The sequence below is a fragment of the Aeromonas sp. QDB11 genome (genome assembly GCF_027705265.1).
GTDB lineage: Bacteria > Pseudomonadota > Gammaproteobacteria > Enterobacterales > Aeromonadaceae > Aeromonas > Aeromonas allosaccharophila.
On the sequence record NZ_JAPDBM010000046.1, the window covers coordinates 1 to 22,250 of the forward strand.

General features: G+C 57.6%; 20 protein-coding genes. 16 read left to right on the forward strand and 4 right to left on the reverse strand.

The window, feature by feature from the left end; genetic code table 11:
* Positions 1-1,430, reverse strand: a 1,430-nt coding sequence (gene istA / locus OKC40_RS15235) for an IS21-like element ISAs27 family transposase (RefSeq protein ID WP_270795805.1), incomplete at its 3' end; no start/stop codon positions are given.
* Positions 1,431-1,895: 465 nt separating this feature from the next.
* Between istA and OKC40_RS15240 the strand changes: the two genes are divergently transcribed.
* The 4 genes from OKC40_RS15240 (at position 1,896) to OKC40_RS15255 (ending at position 4,644) form a co-directional block, all read left to right on the forward strand.
* The gene (locus tag OKC40_RS15240; RefSeq protein WP_270795807.1) at positions 1,896-2,159 is read left to right on the forward strand and encodes a hypothetical protein; all 264 of its coding nucleotides are present in this window, start codon (positions 1,896-1,898) and stop codon (positions 2,157-2,159) included.
* Between the two features lie 380 nt (positions 2,160-2,539).
* Positions 2,540-3,745, forward strand: coding sequence for a hypothetical protein (locus OKC40_RS15245; RefSeq protein WP_270795809.1), 1,206 nt, complete (start codon positions 2,540-2,542; stop codon positions 3,743-3,745).
* Between the two features lie 123 nt (positions 3,746-3,868).
* Entirely contained in the window at positions 3,869-4,384 is a 516-nt protein-coding gene (locus OKC40_RS15250) for an AAA family ATPase (protein WP_270795810.1), read from the forward strand.
* An 11-nt stretch (positions 4,385-4,395) separates the two neighbouring features.
* Entirely contained in the window at positions 4,396-4,644 is a 249-nt protein-coding gene (locus OKC40_RS15255) for a hypothetical protein (RefSeq protein WP_270795812.1), read from the forward strand.
* Between the two features lie 65 nt (positions 4,645-4,709).
* Here OKC40_RS15255 and OKC40_RS15260 read toward each other — a convergent pair whose 3' ends face one another.
* Positions 4,710-6,734 (reverse strand): bifunctional 2',3'-cyclic-nucleotide 2'-phosphodiesterase/3'-nucleotidase, encoded by a 2,025-nt coding sequence (locus tag OKC40_RS15260; protein ID WP_270795813.1) that lies wholly within the window; start codon positions 6,732-6,734, stop codon positions 4,710-4,712.
* Between the two features lie 749 nt (positions 6,735-7,483).
* Between OKC40_RS15260 and OKC40_RS15265 the strand changes: the two genes are divergently transcribed.
* The gene (locus OKC40_RS15265; protein WP_270795815.1) at positions 7,484-9,391 is read left to right on the forward strand and encodes a PTS fructose transporter subunit IIABC; all 1,908 of its coding nucleotides are present in this window, start codon (positions 7,484-7,486) and stop codon (positions 9,389-9,391) included.
* Between the two features lie 104 nt (positions 9,392-9,495).
* On the opposite strand, the gene OKC40_RS15270 is transcribed toward OKC40_RS15265, so the two are convergent.
* Positions 9,496-10,887 (reverse strand): protein-tyrosine phosphatase family protein, encoded by a 1,392-nt coding sequence (locus OKC40_RS15270; RefSeq protein WP_270795816.1) that lies wholly within the window; start codon positions 10,885-10,887, stop codon positions 9,496-9,498.
* A gap of 197 nt (positions 10,888-11,084) precedes the next feature.
* Here OKC40_RS15270 and OKC40_RS15275 point away from each other — a divergent pair, with 197 nt between their 5' ends.
* From OKC40_RS15275 to OKC40_RS15325, 11 genes are all read left to right on the forward strand, one after another.
* Positions 11,085-11,510 carry a CesT family type III secretion system chaperone gene (locus tag OKC40_RS15275; protein WP_270795818.1) on the forward strand — a complete coding sequence of 142 codons (426 nt, stop codon included), beginning with the start codon at positions 11,085-11,087 and terminating at the stop codon, positions 11,508-11,510.
* Between the two features lie 430 nt (positions 11,511-11,940).
* Entirely contained in the window at positions 11,941-13,347 is a 1,407-nt protein-coding gene (gene uhpT / locus OKC40_RS15280) for a hexose-6-phosphate:phosphate antiporter (RefSeq protein ID WP_042656195.1), read from the forward strand.
* A 218-nt stretch (positions 13,348-13,565) separates the two neighbouring features.
* Positions 13,566-13,871 carry a PTS fructose transporter subunit IIB gene (locus OKC40_RS15285; RefSeq protein ID WP_042656196.1) on the forward strand — a complete coding sequence of 102 codons (306 nt, stop codon included), beginning with the start codon at positions 13,566-13,568 and terminating at the stop codon, positions 13,869-13,871.
* Entirely contained in the window at positions 13,871-14,638 is a 768-nt protein-coding gene (locus OKC40_RS15290) for a PTS sugar transporter subunit IIA (protein ID WP_270795821.1), read from the forward strand. Before OKC40_RS15285 ends, OKC40_RS15290 begins: the two co-directional genes overlap by 1 nt.
* A 132-nt stretch (positions 14,639-14,770) precedes the next feature.
* Positions 14,771-15,682 (forward strand): 23S rRNA pseudouridine(2457) synthase RluE, encoded by a 912-nt coding sequence (rluE, locus tag OKC40_RS15295; RefSeq protein WP_270795822.1) that lies wholly within the window; start codon positions 14,771-14,773, stop codon positions 15,680-15,682.
* Entirely contained in the window at positions 15,682-16,173 is a 492-nt protein-coding gene (locus OKC40_RS15300) for an NUDIX hydrolase (RefSeq protein ID WP_270795824.1), read from the forward strand. Before rluE ends, OKC40_RS15300 begins: the two co-directional genes overlap by 1 nt.
* A gap of 303 nt (positions 16,174-16,476) precedes the next feature.
* Entirely contained in the window at positions 16,477-17,583 is a 1,107-nt protein-coding gene (mnmA, locus tag OKC40_RS15305; RefSeq protein ID WP_270795825.1) for a tRNA 2-thiouridine(34) synthase MnmA, read from the forward strand.
* A gap of 23 nt (positions 17,584-17,606) precedes the next feature.
* Complete coding sequence (hflD, locus tag OKC40_RS15310) at positions 17,607-18,221, forward strand: high frequency lysogenization protein HflD (RefSeq protein WP_005334622.1); 615 nt, start codon at positions 17,607-17,609, stop codon at positions 18,219-18,221.
* Positions 18,222-18,351: 130 nt separating this feature from the next.
* On the forward strand, positions 18,352-19,722 hold the full coding sequence (purB, locus tag OKC40_RS15315; RefSeq protein WP_270795827.1) for an adenylosuccinate lyase: 1,371 nt from the start codon (positions 18,352-18,354) through the stop codon (positions 19,720-19,722).
* Positions 19,723-19,887: 165 nt separating this feature from the next.
* Positions 19,888-21,018: a ribosomal protein uL16 3-hydroxylase gene (locus tag OKC40_RS15320; RefSeq protein WP_270795828.1), complete on the forward strand. Its 1,131-nt coding sequence runs from the start codon at positions 19,888-19,890 to the stop codon at positions 21,016-21,018.
* Between the two features lie 183 nt (positions 21,019-21,201).
* Complete coding sequence (locus OKC40_RS15325) at positions 21,202-21,615, forward strand: hypothetical protein (protein WP_270795829.1); 414 nt, start codon at positions 21,202-21,204, stop codon at positions 21,613-21,615.
* Positions 21,616-21,710: 95 nt separating this feature from the next.
* Here OKC40_RS15325 and OKC40_RS15330 read toward each other — a convergent pair whose 3' ends face one another.
* Positions 21,711-22,250, reverse strand: a complete 540-nt coding sequence (locus tag OKC40_RS15330) for a GNAT family N-acetyltransferase (RefSeq protein WP_234605260.1) — start codon at positions 22,248-22,250, stop codon at positions 21,711-21,713.

A 22,250-nucleotide genomic window follows, 5' to 3' on the forward strand; every position in this document is an offset into this window, starting at 1 on the left:
CCGGTCAGGTGCCCCCGGAGGCAGGCCGCTTCCAGCCGCTCCTTGCCATAGGTTTTGCTCTGCCCCAGCAAGGCCAGGCAAGGGCGCACCGCTTGCGTCGAATGCTCTGCCTGCCGGATAAAGCCATCCACCCAATGCGTGGTGTAGGGGCCGATGGACGCCGCCCAGCCAAGCAGTCGCTCCGGCGACCACTCCAGCAGTGCCTGATGATGCGCGGGCATGTGTTCACGCAGGCTGCTGTGCTGGCCTTTGTGATGACTCCGCTGGTGTTCGGCCACGATCTTGCCCGCGTGGTACAGCGTGACGGTATGCTCGGCCAGATGCGCCTCCAGCCGCTTGCCCTGCAAGGCATAGGGCACTGAGTAATAGTGCTTTTCCAGATCGACGTGGTAGTCCTTACCAACCAGCACCGGCACTACTTTGGTGTAGTGATAGGGATAATCCGGCAACGGCTTGAGCGCCGGTGCATCGAGCTCGGCAAACAGTGAGGCACGGCAGCCAGGCAGCTTCTGGAAGGATTTCTGGTTGAGCCGGGTCAGCAGTTCACCCATTCGCTGATTGAGCTGGGCCAGGCTATGGAAGGTTTCATGACGCAGCACCGCCAGGATCCAGCGGGTGACGATCTGCACGCCCACCTCCGCCTTGGACTTATCCTTCGGCTTGCGGGGCCGCGCGGGCATGATCGCCGTACCGAAATGGGCCGCCAGCATCTGGTAGGTAGGGTTGAGATCCGGATCGGTATTGCGCGCCACGCTGACGGCACTCTTGAGGCAATCAGGTACCACCAATTGCGGCACACCGCCAAAGAACTCGAAAGCGCGCTTGTGGCTCATCACCCAGTCATCGAGCTGCTGGGAGCGGGTGGCCTCGGCAAAGGTGTAGTTGGAGGCCCCCAGCACGGCGACAAAGATCTGGGCCCGGTAAAGGATCTCGCCGGTATGCGGATCGACAATGGGCATGGTCTGGCCGCAGTAGTCGACAAAGAGTTTTTCGCCCGCAATATGGGTCTGCCGCATCGAGGGTTGCAGCAGCGCCGCCCACTCTTTATAGAGCCGACAGAAGTGGTTGTAGCTGTAGTGGGAGCCTGGATGGCGCTCGGCGTACTCCTGCCATAGCAGCTCGAGGGTCACGCCTTTTTGACCTGGTTTTTTGAGTTCCTGATGCAACAAGGCCCAGTTGGGAGTGGGTTTGTGCTGAGTTTTATGAACAGAGCAGGTCTTGAGAAATGCGCGCTCCAGGGAGACATCATCCCAGGACTCAGACAGGGGCCAGGTCATGATACCCAGTTGAGCCGCCCGGTTGAGGTAATAGGATACGGTGCTAGGAGAGATATGCAGGCTGAGGGCGATCTGCCGATGAGCCAGTTGAGCCTGAAATTTAAGGCGAAGAATTTCTTTGAGTTTTCTCACAGTGATAGGCCTCGCAGACATGCACGTTCCTCTGTTGGAGCAGATGGGAAAGTGCGGGTTTAACGAAGCGGGAAGAAAAAGTCACCAATAACATGGATGCCGATCATGGTTTCCCATCGAGGGTAAAAAGTGATCGGCTTGGGATGTTATTGAGTGATCGGCATGGATGTTATTACGTGATCGGCATGAATGTTATTGAGCGATCGCCATGCGTGGGAATATGCAAGAATCGGCCTAAGTTGGCTGGGCAAGCCTGCAGCAGCCCGAATTCGCCCCACCCGCCATATCATCACCGCTCACCAGCAAACCGCAAAAGCGGGAGTCGGCCTGAGCCACACGGTTGCGGCGCGCGGGCAAGGGGCTGTCGAGGTCAAGTAGTAAAGAGGGGGCGCAAAACGTGAGCCTGCTCACTGCGCCAGCAAGGAGAGATTGAGAGCCAAGTGGAGAGGAATATGATGGGCGTCCACTCTCTTCACGAGCCCCTTTATGAGCAACTCGCACGACCAGAACCCGCCAACTGAAATCCATCGCTGTGACAAATGCAGGGAGCGCACCCGCCATATCGTGGTGTTGGTGCCACGGGATCACAGTCAGGATGTGATGCCCAAAGACCCGCGCAAAGCCTTCTGGCAAGCCTTTCGCTCCAGCAGCCTGACCAATGCGGTCTTCGGTCAGACCCTCGCCTATCAGGCCACCCATGTAAAACATCTTATCTGCGAACGCTGCGGGGAGAAGTTTCTGGAGTATTGAGTGGATGAACTTCCCAACAAGGGGTGAAGCTCTGCCTGCGGTCACTGTCACAAGTGGGCGGATAGATGCCGCTTAATAAGTAATTTGTTGATCTTTGGCAGGTTTTCGCTCAGCCGCGGTTTTACCCTGCCCTGCTCTCGACTAATATGCTCCACTTGGCAACCACTCTTGCAGAGATAACCCTGTGCAGCCGTTTCGCCATCCACCACATAGCCGGATAACCGCAGCAGGCTGGAGGCTGTAATCCACGGGCGGTAGCGTGGGGTTTGTAGGTTGGCGCATAGCGAAGCGAAGCCCAACAAGCGAGATATTGAAAAACATCGCGAACGTCCGATTACGCTGCGCTAATCGAGCCCACGAGCTTAATTCAGAGCAAGACAATGCTAAATAAAACAGCACAACAAAAGAACACTCCGACACTACACAATAAAGATGTCATCAAACTAGAAAATGTCATCAAAAATGCTAAAAAACATAAATACAGATACATAGACCCAGATGCAGTAAATAAAATAATGGGAAAATGGTCACCAATTTCCATTATAAGCTTCTCATATCTATTAGAGTGTTTCTTAACCGCCATGAATGATACCGGAATAAGTATCATGAATGCTAATGGTGCATATCAATCAGATATACATAATGTTCCCTCAGCTTTAAAAGGCATTGCTGACAGACTACTTAATTCAAATCGGTGTTATCAGCCAGGAAAATGGAACTTATTTAATGATTTGGATTTTGATATTGTACATCAGTGCATCCAGGGTAGGGCAGTAACAACGCAAGTAAAGCCTTACTTTGCTTTTGATGAATACAAAAGAACAAAGGATGAATCTAGGATAGTTATACATGCAATCGTAGATGAATTTGAAGGCACACCTTGGGCAATATCATTTCCTTTACAATACATAATGAAAGATTTCCCGAAAGTTGAAAATCAGCACTCTGGCTATTGCCATAAAATTGCTTTTTTAGATAACAATGGAATAGTTGAAAATGAATATGTATATATTGGAGTAACTAGCCGAGATTGGCTCAAACGGATGAATGAACACTTTCGTGAGATAAAATCAGGGAGTAACAAGCTATTCCATAAGACTTGGCGGGAGTTTACTGGAAACAAAAATATATTATTAAGCAGCGAGTTAATTGTAAATGATCACTCTTATGAGCAAATAATGGCATGGGAGGAAACAATGGTAGACCGACTTATGAAGGATAATCGTTCGCTAAATATGATCCCTGGTGGATTTAAAGGCATGCAATACCTTTATAAACACAGTTTACTAAAACAAGAGAAGGTTTCACTATCAGAAAGAGATGCTGCAATCGAGGAATACCAAAAGCTTCACCCCAAGGCTGGTATAGCAAACTTACTTATAAGCAACTTATGGAAAGATAAAGAATACGCTGCAAAGGTTATTTGTAGTTCAGATGAAAGACTCTCTGTAGAACAAGTTATAAAAATTCGTGAATTAAGCGCACTGAATTACACGGATGTGGAAATTCTGAAAATTGTTGACGCCAGAAATTTACTTCAAGTCCAGAGAGTTATGAAAGGTATAACTTATAGTCGAATAACTTAAATAACATCTATTTGAGATAGTATTTTGGCCGTAGGTTCGAATAGCGAAGCGTATTCGGACATTCGCGTCATCACCTCTACTTTCCAGCCTCCAGATATCTGTTCCAGAAAAGAGCGCTCATAGATGAAACGTATTCTGATTATTGGCAACTCGGGATCGGGCAAGAGCTGGTTGGCGGCCCGATTGGCTGAGCGGTTAACGATCCGCGAGGTCAATCTCGATACCATCGTCTGGCAACCCGGCGGCTTTAATCAAAAACGGTCACAAGATGAGATCGAGCTCGCCATTAAAGCGCTTGCACAAGAGCCCTTATGGGTGGTCGAAGGGGTATTTGGTGGCCTGGCCGAACAGCTGCTTGATGCCGCCGATACCCTGCTATTTCTGGATCTCGACTGGTCGGTATGCCGTGATTCACTGCTATCGCGCGGATCACAAAGCGCCAGACAACGGGATGCAGTGGCAGCCAAAGAGAGCTTTCAACAACTGCTGGTGTGGGCATCGGAATATGGGCAGCGAGCTGGCAAAAGCTCCCGCCACTTCCATCGCGAACTGTTTGATCGATTCTCAAATGACAAGCACCGTTTTACGACTCGGGCAGCGGTAAATAACTATCTCACTCAACTGACCGTTAACAGCTAACAGGAGACTTGATGGACCAATACAAACAGACGCCAAAACCTGACTATCTGTTTTTCAAAAAATTTATATCCTATCTGGCAATTACCGCACCTATCGGCCTGCTCCCGGAATTTATCCGGCAGGATTTTCATATGGATTTGCTCTCATGGCAGAAGGGCGGCCGCCTCACTCTGATCATGATCGGCGTCGCGGCGGCTATGGCGGGAATTGACTGGCTCGTGCATCGCTATCGAGCCAAGCGCAGCAGCCGGGGTAGTTGACCAGCCCACAAGCCATGTAATGGCAAGAGCGGGGTAAAAAAAGGCGGCCCGCAGGCCGCCCGGCATTACTGACCTAACAGCTGGTAGACAGCATGATTGGCAAACTTGGGATCATTGGCTACCACGCCTTCCACCCGTTTCAGAGTGGGGCCTGCCAGCTTCTCGACCTCGGGGTTTGGCGAGGAGTAGAAGTAGACCTTGGTCTTGGCGGGCAACGGCTTGAGATGCCAGTTGTCAGCGGCTTTGACCTCGAAACCATCTTGGTTGGCGCTGCTCAGCTGCTGCACATAGGCAGAGAGCACTTCACGTGTTTCCATCGGATCTTCGTGCACCAGTGCCTGACCATTGATACCCGGGAAGCTGCCACCACCGCTGGCGCGGTAGTTGTTGGTGACCACGTAGAAGTTCTGCTTCGGATCGATCGCTTTGCCATTGTAGGTGAGCTGGCTAATGCGCTGGCTGTCGCTGACCTTCTTGCCATCCTGGTTATAGCGAGCAGGCTGGGTGACATCCACCTCGTAACTCACCCCTTTGATCGCATCGAGGTTGTAGGGACGGAAATCGTCAACCACCAGCCACTGCGCCTGATCGGTGTTCGGGTCAATCTGACGATACTGGACGGCACTCTTCTCCAGCCACTCTTTCACGGTGGCGCCATCGACTTTCACCACCTGCAAGGTATTGGGGAATACATAGAGATCCGCGACGTTGCGCCCGGAGATGTCGCCCGCCTGCACCCAGGTGTAGTCGTTGGGACCGTTGCGCCCGCCACGGAACGGCGCCGCCGCCGACAGCACGGGCAGGTCTTCCTTGAGGCCGCAATTAAGGCCGTTCTGCTTCAGGCAATCCGCTTTCACCTGCTTGACATGCCACAGCTGGGCATCGCTCACGATCTGGATGGAGGCATCATCCTGCGCGACCGAGAAGAAGCTATGAATAGGGGCGGTCAGCTTGCCGATGGGCAGGCTCAGCCACTCAATGGTCTCGTCGTGGACGGTCTGGATCAGATTCACGACCCCCTGATCCTCTTCACCGCTTGGCAGCGCTTTGACCTTGCGCAGTTCAGAGTGACTATCCGCCACCTGCCAACGCCCATCCTGATAGGTCAACTTGAGATCGATGATGCCAAGATGGTTACCGGTCACGCCGGGCATAACGGCCGGAACGCCAGCAATTTTGCCCGTTTTGTTATCCACTTTTTCGATATCGGGATACTCGCCGGGGAAGGCTTTGTGGGCATGGCCCAGCAGCAGGGCATCCAACCCCTTCACCTGGGCAAGATAGATGGCGGCGTTCTCCATCAGAGGCTCTTGCGGGGTGCCGGTGATACCGGAGTGCGCCGCAATGATCACCAGATCGGCACCCTTGGCACGCATCTCGGGGATGTAGTGCTCGGCAGTCTCGACCATGTCAGCCACGACGACCTTGCCTTCAAGATTGTGCTTGTCCCACTGGAGGATCTGGGGCGGGTTCATCCCCAGCACACCCACCTTGATGGTCTGCATCTTGCCGTTGGCATCTTTTACCTGACGATCCAGCAGCACATAGGGTTTGAAGTGTTGCGGCATGGCATCCCAGTCAACCTTGCCATCACTGCCGCGCTTGAGGGTGTTGCCATCGAAGACGTTGGCATTCACGACCGGGTAGTTGGCCCCGGAGAGGGTTTTCGCCAGGAACTCGAGGCCGTAGTTGAATTCATGGTTGCCGAGGTTGCCCACATCATATTTCAGCTCATTGAGCACCTTGATGGCGGGGTGACCTGCCGACTTGGTCAGATAATCGGGATCGCCCTTGTATTGGGAAAAGACATAGTCAGACAGGGGAGTGCCCTGGATCAGGTCACCGTTGTCGATCAGCAGGTTGTTGCTGTTCTCGTCACGGGCTTGCTTGATCAGCAAGGCCGTGCGGGCAAGACCCAGCGAGTCATCTCGCTTGTTCTGGTAGTAGTCGAAGCTCAGCAGGTTGGAGTGAACGTCGGAGGTCTCCATCAACCGCAGATTGACATCGCCCGGGGTACTGTCGTCACTGCTTTGGCATCCGGAGAGGGCAAGCAGTACCGCCACCGCGCTCAGTTTGAGAGTGAAGTGCATTGTTATTTTTCTCGCTTATTGTTAGTGCCAGTCGGGGCATGCTACCTGCTGCGGTAGGGTTTATCTGTGATCTATGTGGGTTTATAACTACAATAACCACATTAATATTCGAAATTTAAGGTATGAACAGCATTTTAAACTGACGGATGCAACATTCATTTCGTGCCTGCACTGTCATGGCCCCAGGTGCGAATAGCGCAACGTATTCGGACATTCGCGTCATCACCTCTATCTTTTCAGCCACTCCCTCTCTTGCCACCACACGCGCTTCCCAAACAGGCGGAGCCATTCGCTTCGTTCATTGCGCCCTACGTCCCCCTCTGCGCTCGCCCTGCCAATCCAATTGGCCTCTGCCTTCAGGCGCATAAAAATCCTAATCCGCCCGACGAAAGCGCGACTTTTTGTGAGAAATGTCACATCTCACAGCACCGTTAAACCACATATAAATCCAGACCCTGCAGGCGATTAATTTATTGATATGGCGCATAACAAACCATGCCGCACGCTTGATACCAATTCATTTATTTGTTTTTAAAGAAAAAATCAGCAACAACCTGAAAATGGCGAGTCCTGCCTGAAAACGGGATCTTCATCACATCGCGTTTTACTGCGCACAAAAATCCAGTGATTAGCACATTTGTCCGATAGGGAGGGGGCGGGCGAGCCGCGATAATGTTCAGGTCATTTTTATCCAGTACGTCGATACGTACTCACGCATAGCTTCCGTCACCGGAAGCGGGGAGAGCGCCATGATCACCACCTTGATCAATGAACATCTGATCAATCTCGATTTGAACGCGACGCGTAAGGAAGAGGTCTTCAGCGAGATGGCCCGCCTGCTGGCGTCGCAAGGCAAGGTCAGCGACGAGCAGGCCTTTATCAAGGATCTGTGGGCCCGCGAAGAGCTGGGCAACACCGGCTTTGAGGAGGGCGTGGCCCTGCCCCACGCCAAGAGTGCGGCGGTGTGCAACCCGGCGGTCGCCATCGGCATCAGCCGCAACGGCATCGAGTACGGCGCCGAAGATGGCAAGCCGTCCCACATTTTCTTTATGATCGCCTCCCCCGATGGCGGCGCCAATCACCATATCGAAGTGCTGGCCGAGCTCTCCGGCAAGCTGATCGAAGAGGGCTTTATCGCCAAGCTGCTGGCGGCCAAGAGCCCGGCCGACGCGCTGGCGCTGCTGCTGGCCAAGAAAGAGGAGCAGAGCGCGACCCCGACCACCAGCAAGGGTTTCATCATCGGTGTCACCGGCTGCCCGGCCGGTATCGCCCACACCTATCTGGCGGCCGAGTCGCTGGAGCGTGCCGCCCGCGAGCTGGGTTATGAGGTGAAGGTGGAGACCAATGGCTCCATCGGCGTCAAGAACAGCCCGACCGCGGACGAGATTGCCCGCGCCACTGCCATCGTGGTCGCCTGTGACAAGCAGGTGGACATGGCCCGCTTCGCTGGCAAACCGCTGATCAAGACCGGCGTCAAGGCCCCTATCAAGGATGGCAAGGGTCTGATCGAGCAGGCGCTGAAAGCCCCGGCCTATGTGGCTGGCAAAGAAGATAAAAAGGGTGAAGAGAAGAGCGCAGGCGGCAGTTCCGATCTCTATCGCTACCTGATGAACGGCGTATCGCACATGATCCCGTTCGTGGTGACCGGCGGTCTGTTGATTGCGCTGGCACTGGCCATCGGCGGCAACCCGACCCCGAGCGGCATGCAGATCCCGGAAGGGAGCATGTGGAACCAGATCCTCAACGTCGGCGTGGCCGCCTTTACCCTGATGATCCCCATTCTGGCGGGCTATATCGCCTACGCCATCGGTGATCGTCCGGCGCTGGCACCGGGCTTTATCGGCGGCTGGATCGCCAACAACGGCAGCTTCTACGGCGCTGACGCCGGGACCGGCTTTATCGGTGCCATCATCGCGGGCCTCTTGGTCGGCTATCTGGTGCGCTGGATTGCGACCCGTCAGTACCACAAGATGGTACAGCCGCTGGTGCCAATCCTGATCGCCCCCATCGTCGGTTCCCTGTTTATCGCGGCGGTCTTTATCTTCATCATCGGCGCCCCGATTGCCGACATGATGACTGGCCTCAACGCCATGCTGCTCTCCATGAGCGGTGGCAGTCTGGTGCTGCTGGGTATCGTGCTCGGTGGTATGGCTGGCTTTGATATGGGTGGCCCGGTCAACAAGGTGGCGTTCCTGTTCTCGGTCGGCATGATTGCCTCCGGTCAGACCCAGTTTATGGGAGCCATGGCTTGCGCCATCCCGGCCGCGCCGCTCGGCATGTCGCTGGCTACCGTGCTCGGTCGCAAGCTGGGTATCTTCGATGCCTCTGAAATCGAAGCGGGCAAAGCCGCCGGTGCCATGGGTCTGGTGGGGATCTCCGAAGGGGCGATTCCATTCGCCGCCCGTGATCCGCTGGCCGTTATTCCGGCCAACATTCTGGGTAGCATGACTGCTGCGGTGATGGCCTTCCTGTTTGGCATCACCAACAGCGTCGCCCACGGTGGCCCTATCGTCGCCCTGCTGGGTGCGGTCAACAAGCCGCTGCTGGCGCTGCTCTGCATGGTCTGCGGCGCCATCGTCACCGGCGTGGTGGCGGTTGCCCTGAAAAAGCTGCGGGTCAAAAAGAGTGACGAGGTAACGCTGGCCAAGGCGGCCTGAGTGCCCCCTCACCATCGCGGCTCGTAGAGCATGACAAGAGGCCACCCCACGGGGTGGCCTCTTTGCGTTTGTCGAACAAACCCGCCAAGGGGATTTGCCTTCTGTTATGCCCGCAGTAATGGGCGCTGCTGATGCTGAGCCAGGGTCATCAATACCTCCAGCTGCTCCTGTTTTTGCACCATAACGCCATTGCGGCTGGTGCGCATGCTGCTGACTACATCCTCTACGCTCAACTGATTGTTGCGCGGCTCATGCATCGCCATGGCACCGATCACCTGCGCGGTACGACCCACCCCGGCACGGCAATGAACCACCGGTAGCAATTTGTTCTCATCCCCCACCGCCGAACTGCCCGCCTTCTCATACATGGCGCGCTTCGCTTGCGCATTTTGCTCCAGCAGGGCTGACAGCCGTTCAGTAACCTCGGCGCTGACGGCGGTTTTATCTGGCCAGTTGCTGACATGAACCACGGGCACCTGGATCCCCTTCTTGCCAGAGCCGGGCATGGTCAGTGCCATCTGATAAACATCGGCCTGAATGCCATCACCCAGGTCGACACTCATCTTGTGATCGGACTTTACCGATACCGCCCCATATTGGCCGCTCTGACGGAAATAGTCGGGCATCTTGAACTGGGGATTGGCGATTTCGTTGGCGGACGCCAGAACCGCCAGTACCGGCGTCCGGTTGTCGAACAGCATCTGCAGATGACTCTCCAGCTGACTGTCGAGCGGGTACTGGCAAGCAATGGAGCGATGGGTTCCGACCTGCACATAGTTGGCGTTGAGATCAGGGCGCACGGCGGTCATCTTGTTGGCGCGAATGTCGTTGAAGCGGTTGAGCTGACTGCCATCGCGGCTTTGCAGATAACGATCAGGTTGCACCGAGGGTTGCAGCTGTTGCTGCAAACCGGCCAGCCTGCTGCTCAGCTCCCGCTTCGTCTGCGCCCCGTAAGGATCAACCGCCACAGGGGTCACCATTCTGGGCGCGGCACTCATCAGTCGTTCATGCTGCTGGGCCAGTGCCGGGCCGGCATTGCGCGGAGGAAGGGCCGGAGCCTGACGTGGCGGCAATGGCGGCGCATCCTGACCTGCTGGCGCGCTCGCCCCGTGACGTTGTGCCCCCTGCTGACGCATGGCGGCATCCAGCAAGGTCTTGGCATCCCTGAGGGTCAGCTGGTCGCTGCGCAATCCCACCAACTGGCTCTGGCCATGGCCGAGGCTACGCAGCTCGAAGTTGTTCTGATTGAAGCGCACTGTGCTCTTGTGCAGCTCAGCGACATCGTTCTGATTGAGGGCAATTTCCTGCACATGATGAAGCACTTCCCGGGCGAATGCTTTTTCTGTATCCCGGGCACCATTGGTGACGGTCAACCCCTGAAAACGTCCCTCCGTGTTGGCAGCCACGCCGCCTCTCAATTTGCCGGTCACCTCGCCATGTTGCTGCTCGACAAGTCGGGTTACCTGTTGGTGAAGAGAGTGAATCGCTAAGGTCATGTTTACCTCGAATGGCATGAGTGAGCCGCGAGTATAAAAAGTGCTATTCCCCTCTCCTTGCACTGCCGGTCGGAAATTTTTAGCCATATTGCAAAGTGACCGATAGCAACAAAATCGACACCCATAAATGACAAATGAAATGGCTGTTTTTCGATAGTTTGCCCACCTCTCTCCACCTCTGCTGCAGGCAGCCACACATGAACGAACAATTTGACGCCGCGTTAAACGCCCTGGGCCACCACATCGGGATCCCGCTCACTACCACAGAGGGCGTTGCCAGCATCACACTGGACAATAGCCATACCATCCATCTGGCAGCGATCGGCGATAGCCAGCTTGCCCTCTTTATGCGCCTCTCTCCCCTCAACGATGCAGAGCAGGCCATCGCGCTACTGCAACAAAATCTCTTCTCGGCCAATCCCGCCAGCCCGCGTATCGCACTCTCTCCGGATAATCATCTCATCCTCTGGAGCCAGCATCCCCTGAGCGCCATGGATGGCAGCACCCTCTATCAGGCCCTGACCACCCTGCATCACCATAGTCTGAGCCGATTATCGGCCTCCTCTGACATCAGTGAGGCAGACAGACATGACTACTCGCCATCCCCTCTGCTGAAGGTCTAGACAACCGAAACACCAATACAGGGCCGCTTGCAGCGGGCGGCCATGTCACCGGCCTGTGACAGCCAAACCGTTCGCCAAGCTGGCCACTTCGCCATCAATCTGGCCTGCTCAATGTGATCCTCTTCACGCTTGGGGGCCAAATCGGACAAAACTAGGAAAATTTCCTAGCCCCACTAGGGATGGCTCTCAAGCCATTTATTTCCCCCCTGATTAGAGTCACCTCACCTGATGTCGTGACCCGCACCGCGACGGGCAATGTGCCCCGTCATCCCGTGCCGGGCCCGGGTTTATATGGATGGAATGTCGAGCGCAGCAACGGCTGGCAGCCCCTGACTTTCCGTTCCCCCTTCCGTGGCGTGACCTCTTACAACCTATCTACAAATGAGGGGCGCGGCGGAAATACCGTCTATCTCGCAGAGGATGAACGAAGATGTTGAAATTTCTCCAACAGGTCCGGGTCCCCACCCTGGACCTGCCGGTCGAAGCCCGGCGCAAGCTCTGGTTCAAGCCGTTTATGCAATCTTATCTGGTTGTATTTATTGGCTATTTGACCATGTATCTGATCCGCAAGAACTTCAACATTGCGCAAAATGACATGATCCAGGAGTACGGTCTCTCCATGACCGAGCTTGGCATGATCGGTCTTGGCTTCTCCATCACCTACGGGGTGGGCAAGACCATCGTCTCCTACTACGCCGATGGCAAGAACACCAAGCAGTTCCTGCCGCTGATGCTGATCCTCTCCGCGCTCTGCATGCTGGGCTTCAGTGCCAGCATGGGCGGCACGGGTTTTAGCCTCTACTTCATGATCTTCTTCTACGCGGCCAGCGGTTTCTTCCAGAGCTGCGGCGGTTCGTGCAGCTATTCCACCATCACCAAGTGGACCCCTCGCAACAAGCGCGGCACCTATCTGGGTATGTGGAACCTCTCCCACAACGTGGGCGGTGCCGGTGCGGCCGGTGTAGCGCTGTTCGGTGCCAACTACCTGTTTGATGGCAACGTGCTCGGCATGTTTATCTTCCCGTCCATCATCGCGCTGGTCGTCGGCTTTATCGGCCTGCGTTTTGGTAGCGATTCACCGGAAGCCTATGGCTTGGGCAAGGTGGAAGAGCTGTTTGACGAAGTGGCGAGCGAAGAGGATATCGCCACCGAAGAGCAGAAGCTGACCAAGGGTCAGATCTTCGTGAAGTACGTGCTGCTGAACAAGGTGATCTGGCTGCTCTGCTTTGCCAACATCTTCCTCTACGTGGTGCGCATCGGTATCGACCAGTGGTCCACCGTCTACGCTCACCAGGTACTGGGCTTCTCCAAAGAGATCGCCATTCAGGGCTTCACCTTCTTCGAAGTGGGCGCACTGGTCGGCACCCTGATGTGGGGTTACCTCTCCGATCTGGCCAACGGCCGTCGTGGTCTGGTGGCTTGCGTGGCGCTGGCGCTGATCATCGCCACCCTGGGTCTCTACCAGCATGCGACTACCCAGTTCATGTTCCTGGGCTCCCTGTTCACCCTGGGCTTCCTGGTGTTTGGTCCGCAACTGCTGATCGGCGTGGCCGCCGTGGGCTTCGTACCCAAGCAGGGCATCAGCGTGGCCGATGGCGTCAAGGGCACCTTTGCCTACCTCATCGGTGACAGCTTCGCCAAACTGGGTCTGGGCATGATCGCCGATGGCACCCCCATCTTCGGTCTGACCGGCTGGACCGGCACCTTCGCCGCGCTCGACATCGCCGCAGCCACCTGTCTGGTGCTGATGGCCTGTGTCGCAGTGGCCGAAGAGCGCAAGATCCGCCGCATCAAGCGCGAACTGAAAGCCACCGAGCTGGCAGCCCAGACCGCCTGATCCCCTCAAGATTGTCGCTGATTGTTCAGGGCCACCCACACGGGTGGCCCTTGTTGTTTTGGGAAACCGGACACCCGACTGGCCCGACATCTGCCTGCACTGCCGCTCAAGGGGCAGGCATATCCCCATCAAGATCCCACTTTTCATATGGACTTTTGGTAAAAGCCCCCCGCTGGCGCTATCTTGTTGCTCCCCCTTGTCAGCATCACAGAGAGCAGATGAAGATCGTCGCCGTCACCGCTTGCCCGACCGGTATTGCCCATACCTATATGGCTGCCGATGCCCTGCAAAAAGCCGCCACTGCGCTGGGGCTCAAGATCAAGGTAGAAACACAGGGCGCCATGGGCATGGAGAACATGCTGACCGCCCGCGATATTGCCAGCGCCGATCTGGTGCTGATTGCCTCCGATATCGAGATTGAGCAGAAAGAGCGCTTCCTCGGCTGCCCCATCCATCAGGTGACACTGGAAACCGTGCTGCTGGATGCCAACGCCGTACTCAAGGCCCTGCCGATCCCGGCCTGATGCTGACCCGCGAGATCACCTTTTACTGCCAGCAGGGGTTGAGCATCACCCAGGCCAAGCAGTTGAACCGGCTGGCGGGGATGTTCAAATCCACCATCCGCTGCGCCAACCTCACCCGACGCCAGACCGTTGCCGCCAGCAACCAGCTCTCCCTGTTGACCCTCGCCACCCAACCCGGCGATCTCTGCCAGTTACAGATCGAAGGGTGCGATGCCGAGCTGGCCCATATGGCCTTCACCTGCTGGTGCGGCGAACTGGGTCAACCGCTGGTGCGCCCGCGCACCGCCGCGCTGGCCGAATTGCGACTGGCCAACGCCCTGCCCGACTACCATTTTGCCCTGCGCCAGTTGGCCCACAGCCCAGCGCCGCTGAGCAAGAGCGAGGCACTCGAACATCTGATCGATCTGCTGCCCGCCGAGCTGGTCACCCACCGCGCCACACTGACCGCCGCAGTAGAACGGCGCGAGCAGGTCTCGGCCACCATCATCCGCCCCGGCCTTGCCATGCCCCATGTATTGAGCGATGGGATCAGCCAGCCTGCGCTGACCCTGCTTAGCTGCAAAGAGCCCATCGAGTGGGGCTCCCAGATTGGGCCGGTAGAGACCATCATTCTGCTGGCGGTGCCGGTCGGCAGCGGACGGGAGACCCTGCGCCCCCTCACCCGACTGGCGCAGGCGATGATCGACGATGTGGTCAGCCACGCCCTGTTGCAGGCAGGCTCGGCCCCCGCCCGTCAGGCTATCGTGATCGAGAGCCTGCTGAGTTAAGCCTGCGACGTTAAACCACTTTGCCCATGTCATACGGGGCTCTTTGCACGCGTCCTGTCACGCAGCCATTCATCCTGCCCTCAGCACCCTGTGATACACTCGCTGCCATCGTCTGTCTGAAGTGTGTATCCGATGAAATCTCCCCGTCCCCGTCTCTCTGCCAGCCGTGCGCCGCGCGATAACGCCCCGCGCACGGCGGCCAAACCAGCCGCACCCCGTCATGCCGCCACCCGCAAACCGGAGCTGGCCCCCGAGGATCGCAAGTTGCTCCTGCTGAACAAGCCCTATATGGTGCTCTGCCAATTCACCGACGAGGCGGGCCGGGAGACCCTCAAGGATTACATCAAGGAACCCGGCATCTATGCCGCAGGGCGGCTCGATCGCGACAGCGAGGGGCTGTTGCTACTCACCAACGACGGCAAGCTGCAGGCACGCCTCACCCAGCCGGGGGAGAAGACCCCCAAGACCTACTGGGTGCAGGTGGAAGGGATCCCGAGTGAAGAGAAGCTGGCCGCCCTGCGCGCCGGAGTCGAGCTCAATGACGGCATGACCCTGCCCGCCGGGGCGCGCATCATGGATGAACCTGCGGTGTGGCCACGCAATCCGCCCATTCGCGAGCGCAAGGAGATCCCCACCAGCTGGCTGGAGATCACCATCATCGAGGGGCGCAACCGCCAGGTGCGGCGGATGACCGCCCATATCGGCCACCCCACCCTGCGCCTGATCCGTTATGCCATCGGCGACTGGACGTTAGATGGTCTGGCGCCGGGGACAAGCCGCAGCCTGCCCGCCCCCGAGCTGGCACCGCTCTCCACCAGCCGCCCGCGTCCCTCCTCATCCCGTTCAGGCGGTAACGCCAAACCGGCAGGGGATGCACCACGGCGGGCCAGCCAGCCGGGACGGGACGAGCGTCCCCGCAGCACTCACGTAACCGAGCGCGCAACCTCAAGCCCGACCGGCGGCAAACCCCGCAGCAGCGGGCGCGGTACGGCACGTAGACCGGCCCGCGCAGTCAATCCCAATAGCAGCGACAAGGAGTCATGATGAGCAATCAGGCAGAGCAATCGACCACCAGCTATGCCCGCATGGAGGCGCGCCTGACAGTCGCTGCCGTGGTGCAGTGGCAAGGCCGCTTTCTGGTGGTGGAAGAGGAGATAAAAGGCCAGCGCCGCTTCAACCAACCCGCTGGCCATGTGGAGCCGGGAGAAAACCTGCAGGAAGCGGCCTGCCGCGAGCTCAAAGAGGAGACGGGGCTGACCGCTACGCCAACCGCCTGGCTCGGCACCTATCTGTTCAAACCGGCCGACAGCGAGGCCACCTATGTGCGCACCGCCTTAATCTTCGACCTTGAAAAAGCGCCCGGCCAGCACCATCCAGAGGATCCTGACGGCGATGTGCTCGCGTGCCACTGGCTCACTCTGGAAGAAATAGCGGAATGCAAACCGGCCCTGAGAAGCCCCTTGGTATGGCAGTGCATTCAGGACTATCTGGCGGGGACACGGCTGCCGCTCTCGGCGCTCAAGGCCTTTATCTGAGAGCCTGCCCACGCTCTTACTGCGAGACCGTGATCAAGGCTCATGTGCTGCTCGGAATCCTCACGTATATCTATACGTTCCGGTTCCTGCGCTGCTCTTTACCTTGCTGACGGCCTCTCGTGACAGATCGTGAACAGGCTATGCGGGACCGTTTGGCGCCACTTTTTCATCATGGTGCCAACAAATAGAAAAACGATTTCCTGCTATCAGGCTCCTGATGGGAACTGCGGCATGGATATGTGACCGGGGGCGCAAAACTCTGGTAGAATACGCCCCGTTTAAACGAACTGGTAACTTCGACTAATGACAGACAACAGCCAAATCAAGGTGATCGTCGGCATGTCCGGCGGCGTGGATTCTTCCGTCTCGGCCTACCTGCTCCAGCAGCAGGGCTATCAGGTCGAAGGCTTGTTCATGAAGAACTGGGAAGAAGACGACACGGACGAGTACTGCTCTGCCGCCCAGGATTTGGCTGATGCCAAGGCCGTCTGCGACAAGCTGGGGATGAAACTCCACACCATCAACTTCGCCTCCGAGTACTGGGACAACGTGTTCGAGCACTTCCTCGAAGAGTACAAGGCGGGCCGTACGCCGAACCCGGATATCCTGTGCAACAAGGAGATCAAGTTCAAGGCGTTCCTCGAATTTGCCGCCGAAGAGCTGGGTGCCACCTACATCGCCACCGGCCACTATGTGCGCCGTGACGACAGCACCGGCCGCCCGCGCCTGCTGCGCGGTCTCGATACCAACAAGGATCAGAGCTACTTCCTCTACACCCTGAGCGAGAAGCAAGTGGGTCAGAGCCTGTTCCCGGTTGGCGATCTGGAAAAACCGGAGGTGCGCCGCATCGCCGAGCAGCTCGATCTCATCACCGCCAAGAAGAAAGACTCCACCGGCATCTGCTTTATCGGCGAGCGCAAATTCAAGGACTTCCTGGCCAAGTTCCTGCCTGCCCAGCCCGGTAAAATCGAAACCGTGGATGGCAAGGTGATCGGCGAGCATCAGGGTCTGATGTATCACACCCTGGGCCAACGCAAAGGGCTCGGTATAGGTGGTCGCAAAGATGCCACCGAAGAGGCCTGGTATGTGGTCGACAAAGAGGTCGAACGCAATGTGCTGGTGGTGGCGCAGGGCGAGCATCCTCGCCTCTACTCCGACGGCCTCATCGCCAGCCAGCTGCACTGGGTGGATCGCACCCCGATCCGTGAGCCGCGTCGCTGCACCGTCAAGACCCGCTACCGCCAGCAGGATATTCCCTGCCTGATCCAGCCCATCGACGACGAGACCATCCGGGTCATCTTCGACGAGAAGCAGGCTGCGGTCACCCCGGGCCAGTCCGCCGTCTTCTACGACGGGGAAGTGTGTCTGGGCGGCGGCATCATCGAACAACGTTTCAGCCATCCGGTTTGAATCCTTAACAGAAGGCAGCAGACGTGAGCGATAAATTCCAAGACAGAACAATGGCCTTTGCCGGCATCTGCCAGGCCGCGTATCTGGTGCAGAAGGTGGCCCGAGACGGCAGCTGTGACGAGGCCGCCCTGCGCGAGAGCCTCTCCAGCATTCTGGTGACCAACCCGAGCCAGCCGCTCGAGGTGTTCAACAATACCCATCTGGCCATTCGCGACGGCTACCGTGCGCTGGTCGAACAGCTGGGTGCCGACGGCAGCCAGAAGAATGCCGAGCTGACCCGCTACGTGGTGAGCCTGATTGCGCTGGAGCGCAAGCTGGCCAAGCGCAAGGACATTCTCAATATGCTGGGTGAGCGGATCAGCCAGATTGGCCGCCAGCAACAGCACTTCGACCTGCTCGACGAGCAGATCCTGGCCAACATGGCGAGCATCTACAGCGATCTTATCAGCCCGATCGGCCCCAGAATCCAGGTTGCGGGCACCCCGCTGTTCCTGCAGCAGCCGCTGGTGCAGCACAAGGTGCGCGCCCTGCTGCTGGCGGGCATTCGTGCCTGCGTGCTGTGGCGTCAGCTCGGTGGCAGCCGCACCCAGATCATCTTCGCTCGCAAGAAGATGGTGGAGCTGGCCAAACGTTACTAATCATCGGCTCGCGCGCGGGCAAGCGAGGTCGACATCAGGGTGAACAGCCGCACATCCGCCTTGATAACGACTCCGGCCCACGCGCGAGTGGATACGGATACCCCCACACCAATCATCAGGAGTTCACCCCATGGAGCTGTCCGCGCTGACTGCTGTTTCCCCGATTGACGGTCGTTATGGCGACAAGGCCGATGCCCTGCGCCCTATCTTCTCCGAATTCGGCCTGCTGCGTTTTCGCGTCGAAGTCGAGGTACGCTGGTTGCAAAAACTGGCCAGCCACGCCGGGATCCCGGAAGTCCCTGCCCTGAGCGCGGCCGCCAATGCCCTGCTCGATGGCATCGTCAGCAACTTCAACGAGAGTGACGCCGCCCGTATCAAACAGATCGAGCGCACCACCAACCATGATGTGAAAGCGGTGGAGTACTTCCTCAAAGAGAAAGTCGAAGTGAACCCGGAGCTGGCGGCTGTCAGCGAGTTCATCCACTTCGCCTGCACCTCGGAAGACATCAACAACAACTCCCACGGTCTGATGCTGAAAACCGCCCGCGAAGAGGTTATCAAACCTTATTGCGAGAAGCTGATCAGCGAGCTCAAACGTCTGGCTCACGAGTACCGAGACATGCCGCTGCTCTCCCGTACCCACGGTCAGCCGGCCACCCCGAGCACCATGGGCAAGGAAATGGCCAACGTCGCCTACCGTCTGGAGCGCCAGTACAAGCAGATCATGGCAGTGGAGATCCTCGGCAAGATCAACGGTGCAGTCGGCAACTACAACGCCCACATCAGCGCCTACCCGGATGTGGACTGGCACCAGTTCTCCGAGGAGTTTGTGACCTCCCTGGGCCTTTCCTGGAACCCCTACACCACCCAGATCGAGCCGCACGACTACATCGCCGAGCTGTTCGATGCCATGGCCCGCTTCAACACCATCCTGATCGACTTCGACCGCGATGTGTGGGGTTACATCTCGCTGGGTCACTTCAAGCAGCGCACCATCGCCGGTGAAATCGGCTCCTCCACCATGCCGCACAAGGTCAACCCCATCGACTTCGAAAACTCCGAAGGCAATCTGGGTCTGGCCAACGCCGTGTTCCAGCATCTGGCGAGCAAACTGCCTATCTCCCGCTGGCAGCGCGACCTGACCGACTCGACCGTGCTGCGCAACCTGGGTGTGGCGGTGGGTTACTCCCTGATTGCCTATCAGGCGACCCTCAAAGGCATCTCCAAGCTGGAAGCCAACAGTGCCGCCATGACCGCCGATCTGGATGCCAACTGGGAAGTGCTGGCCGAGCCGATCCAGACCGTGATGCGCCGCTACGGTATCGAGAAGCCTTACGAGAAGCTCAAAGAGCTGACCCGTGGTCGCCGCGTCGATGCCGAAGGGATGCGTACCTTTATCGACACTCTGGAGTTGCCGGAAGCGGTGAAGGTTGAGCTGAAGAAGCTGACCCCGGCCAACTACATCGGTGACGCCCAGCGTCTGGTTGATCTGCTGAAATAAGCGGATAAATGACACCACCGGGGCCCTGTGCATGATCTGCAACAGGGCCCCGGTTATTTTATGTGGCACCCTATACAGGGTTTGCAAGAGGGCTTGCCCGAGCTTGGCAGCCGCCTCTGGCAAGACCTCTCCTGACCTTTGTCGAACCCTTTGACGAGAAGATCTATGTACGAACTCAATCTGGATATCGCTCACTTCCTCGAGCACTACTGGCAGAAGCGCCCGCTCCTTATCAAGGGCGGCTTCACCGACTTTCAGGATCCCATCAGCCCGGATGAGCTGGCGGGTCTGGCCATGGAGGAGGTGGTCGAGTCCCGCCTCGTCACCCGTTTCGACGGCAAGTGGGATGCAGCCCACGGCCCCTTCGAATCCTACGACCATCTGGGCGAAGAGAACTGGACCATTCTGGTACAGGCTTGCAACCACTGGGCCCCCGAGGTGAACGAGCTGGCCGTGCCGTTCCAGTTCATCCCCGGCTGGCGACTGGACGACGTGATGGTGAGCTTCTCCACCCCCCACGCGGGTGTCGGCCCCCACATCGACAATTACGATGTATTCATCACCCAGGGTATCGGCAAGCGTCACTGGCGGGTTGGTGATGCGCTGCCGCTCAACGAGTTTGCCGCCCACGCCGCGCTGCTGCACTGCGAGCCGTTCGAGGCGATCATCGACGTCATCATGGAGCCGGGCGATATCCTCTACATTCCGCCCGGATTCCCCCACGAAGGCTACGCCATCGAGCCCTCCATGAACTTCTCGGTGGGCTTCCGCGCACCGGATGCCAAGGCGCTGATCTCCTCCTTTGCCGATCACCTGATCGACAACGAGGTGCGTACCGAGCGTTACAGCGACCCGGATCTCAAGCCCCGTGCCCGTCACGGCGAGATCCAGCCCCACGAGCTGCACCGTCTGCGCGAGCTGATGCAACAGGCGCTCGATGACGAGACCCTGTTCAAGGAGTGGTTCGGCACCATGATCTCAGAGGCCAAGCACGATCTGGACGTCAATCCGGTGGAACCGGACTACAGCGCCGAGGAGGTAGCCGACCTTCTGACCCAGGGCGAGCCCGCCATCAAGGTGCCGGGTCTGCGCAGCGTCTGGTTTAGCGGCGATAGCCAGCAGTGCTATATCGACGGCGAAGCTTGGACCCTGCAAAGCGAAGATGCGGCAGCCATTTCCCTGTTGTGTGACAAGGACATCATCACTCAGGCCGACATGGTGGAGCTGGCTGATCAGGCCGGTTTCCTGCAACTGCTGACCCGTCTGGTCAACCGCGGTTACTGGTTCTTCAACTGATCCTGCTGTAACTGAACAATAAAAAGGCGCCTTATGGCGCCTTTTTTGTCACTCTGCGACGGTTCGTTTAACAATCGATTCGCGAAGCTGAACCCACTCTTGATGAACCGGTAAGTGGTGCTTTCTTGAGCTAACATTGATGAGTATCATGCATCCGTTCCTGTTCAGAAGAGAAGCGCCACCATGCAGATCACCTCCCAGCCCATGCCACTGCCCGATTACAGCAAATACCCCTCCTACCCCGATGTGACACCCGAGCAGATCAATAAAGCCCGCAATGAAGCGTTGGCCAAGAAAGATGAATTGCAGGCGCAGAGCGAGGAGAAAGCAACGGCTCGCAGAACCATGGCTGTCTCCTATACCGCCCACCAGCAGGATAAAGCCGTGGTGGAGCGCTACCTGGAAGCCAGCGGTCAGGAGACCGACAGCAAGTCGGGCCCGAGCACGGCTGAAGTGTATCAGGCGGCGAATCGCTACCAGCGCCAACAGAATCTGAGCGACTACATGCAATTCCAGCAGAGCCCGCTCGCCCGGCAGATGGGTGACATGGTGGGCGAAGATAATCGCAAGGGCACCCAGCTCGACATTATCGCCTGAGTGAACTGCTCGAATAAGCCCGGCAGGGACCGATATAAACTGAAAAAGCCCTCGATGAGGGCTTTTTCGTTATGACTTGTCGCTGCGACTGTTCGCTATAGATGGGCCTCTTCTGCCTGCGCATCCGGTAACTCGTCGGGGAGCTCATCAAACAGCGGGTGATAGAGCACCTCCCCCCGCACACCCGCAAAACCGCGCTCCTGCAGCTCCATCGCCATAAAGCAGTCGGCAGGCACCTCATAGATGCAGTGCAGGCCAAACTCGCTGGCCGGGCGGAAACCGAAACGGCTGTAGTAGACCGGATCCCCGAGTACCACCACCCCTTTCCAGTCCATCTCGAGCGCCGTATCAAGCCCTTCACGAATAAGGTCCGAGCCAATCCCCTGACCTTGCCAGTCGGGATGAACCGCAACCGGCGCCAGACCGAGCCAGGGCCCTTCCATGCCGTTAATGGTGATCGGGCTTAGCATCAGGTGCCCCATAAACTCGTACTCTTCCTCTTCGACCATGGTCACCACGGCAGCGCCACATTCGCGCAGGCGGTTGACCAGTTCGGCCTCATCGGAACGACCAAAGGCGGCACTCAGCAGCTCATAGACCGGCAGCATGTCACCGGGGCGCTCGGTTCTCAACAT

What these genes read in the sequence shown, in the direction of transcription:
- OKC40_RS15240 (WP_270795807.1), top strand. Translation starts at nt 1,896, where the DNA reads ATGAGCAACTCGCACGACCAGAACCCGCCAACTGAAATCCATCGCTGT.
- OKC40_RS15245 (WP_270795809.1), top strand. Translation starts at nt 2,540, where the DNA reads ATGCTAAATAAAACAGCACAACAAAAGAACACTCCGACACTACACAAT.
- OKC40_RS15250 (WP_270795810.1), top strand. Translation starts at nt 3,869, where the DNA reads ATGAAACGTATTCTGATTATTGGCAACTCGGGATCGGGCAAGAGCTGG.
- OKC40_RS15255 (WP_270795812.1), top strand. Translation starts at nt 4,396, where the DNA reads ATGGACCAATACAAACAGACGCCAAAACCTGACTATCTGTTTTTCAAA.
- OKC40_RS15260 (WP_270795813.1), bottom strand. Translation starts at nt 6,734, where the DNA reads ATGCACTTCACTCTCAAACTGAGCGCGGTGGCGGTACTGCTTGCCCTC.
- OKC40_RS15265 (WP_270795815.1), top strand. Translation starts at nt 7,484, where the DNA reads ATGATCACCACCTTGATCAATGAACATCTGATCAATCTCGATTTGAAC.
- OKC40_RS15270 (WP_270795816.1), bottom strand. Translation starts at nt 10,887, where the DNA reads ATGACCTTAGCGATTCACTCTCTTCACCAACAGGTAACCCGACTTGTC.
- OKC40_RS15275 (WP_270795818.1), top strand. Translation starts at nt 11,085, where the DNA reads ATGAACGAACAATTTGACGCCGCGTTAAACGCCCTGGGCCACCACATC.
- uhpT (WP_042656195.1), top strand. Translation starts at nt 11,941, where the DNA reads ATGTTGAAATTTCTCCAACAGGTCCGGGTCCCCACCCTGGACCTGCCG.
- OKC40_RS15285 (WP_042656196.1), top strand. Translation starts at nt 13,566, where the DNA reads ATGAAGATCGTCGCCGTCACCGCTTGCCCGACCGGTATTGCCCATACC.
- OKC40_RS15290 (WP_270795821.1), top strand. Translation starts at nt 13,871, where the DNA reads ATGCTGACCCGCGAGATCACCTTTTACTGCCAGCAGGGGTTGAGCATC.
- rluE (WP_270795822.1), top strand. Translation starts at nt 14,771, where the DNA reads ATGAAATCTCCCCGTCCCCGTCTCTCTGCCAGCCGTGCGCCGCGCGAT.
- OKC40_RS15300 (WP_270795824.1), top strand. Translation starts at nt 15,682, where the DNA reads ATGAGCAATCAGGCAGAGCAATCGACCACCAGCTATGCCCGCATGGAG.
- mnmA (WP_270795825.1), top strand. Translation starts at nt 16,477, where the DNA reads ATGACAGACAACAGCCAAATCAAGGTGATCGTCGGCATGTCCGGCGGC.
- purB (WP_270795827.1), top strand. Translation starts at nt 18,352, where the DNA reads ATGGAGCTGTCCGCGCTGACTGCTGTTTCCCCGATTGACGGTCGTTAT.
- OKC40_RS15320 (WP_270795828.1), top strand. Translation starts at nt 19,888, where the DNA reads ATGTACGAACTCAATCTGGATATCGCTCACTTCCTCGAGCACTACTGG.
- OKC40_RS15325 (WP_270795829.1), top strand. Translation starts at nt 21,202, where the DNA reads ATGCAGATCACCTCCCAGCCCATGCCACTGCCCGATTACAGCAAATAC.
- OKC40_RS15330 (WP_234605260.1), bottom strand. Translation starts at nt 22,250, where the DNA reads ATGTTGAGAACCGAGCGCCCCGGTGACATGCTGCCGGTCTATGAGCTG.